The 711-nt window shown below is 59.5% G+C and carries 1 protein-coding gene; it reads left to right on the forward strand.

The annotated features are described in order from the left end of the window. Positions 1-711 (forward strand): amino acid ABC transporter permease (locus JF66_RS19890; RefSeq protein ID WP_035880619.1); only part of this gene is annotated, 711 nt, incomplete at both ends.

Genomic DNA, 711 nt, shown 5'->3' on the forward strand with positions numbered 1-711 from the left:
TCGCTCTGGCAGAACGACAACGTCAATCACCCAACGATCAGTGAGTTCATCTTCGACCGTCGGATCCTCGACGGGGTCGTGCTCACCCTCATCCTGACCATCGTGTCGATGATCATCTCGACGATTCTCGCCGTGCTGCTCGCCGTCATGCGGCTGTCGAACAACCCGGTGATGAGCGCCCTGGCGTGGCTCTACATCTGGGCTTTTCGAGGAACGCCGCTGCTGATCCAGATCGTTTTCTGGGGCTACCTCGGTCTGCTCTACGCTCAGATTTCACTTGGAATTCCGTTCACCGATTTCACGCTGTTCTCGATCGACACGAACACGCTGATTCCGGCATTCGCTGCCGGGCTGCTCGCGCTCACGCTGAACCAGGCGGCGTACTCGGCAGAGATCGTGCGAGCCGGCATGCTCTCGGTGGATGAAGGCCAGTATGAGGCCGCCTACTCCGTGGGTATGAGCCCGGGCTTCACCCTGTTCAAGGTGGTGCTGCCGCAGGCCATGCGGGTGATCATTCCGCCGATGGGCAACGAAACCATCTCGATGCTCAAGAACACCTCGCTGCTGTCGGTGATCGCCGTGCTCGAGTTGTACACCGTGGCCACCCAGATCTCGTCCCAGAACCTGCGGCAGGTCGAACTGCTCATCGTGGTGAGCTGCTGGTATCTCTTCCTCACGTCGATGCTGTCGATCCCGCAGTACTACCTGGAA

This window comes from Cryobacterium sp. MLB-32 (assembly GCF_000738085.1).
Classification (GTDB): Bacteria; Actinomycetota; Actinomycetes; order Actinomycetales; family Microbacteriaceae; genus Cryobacterium.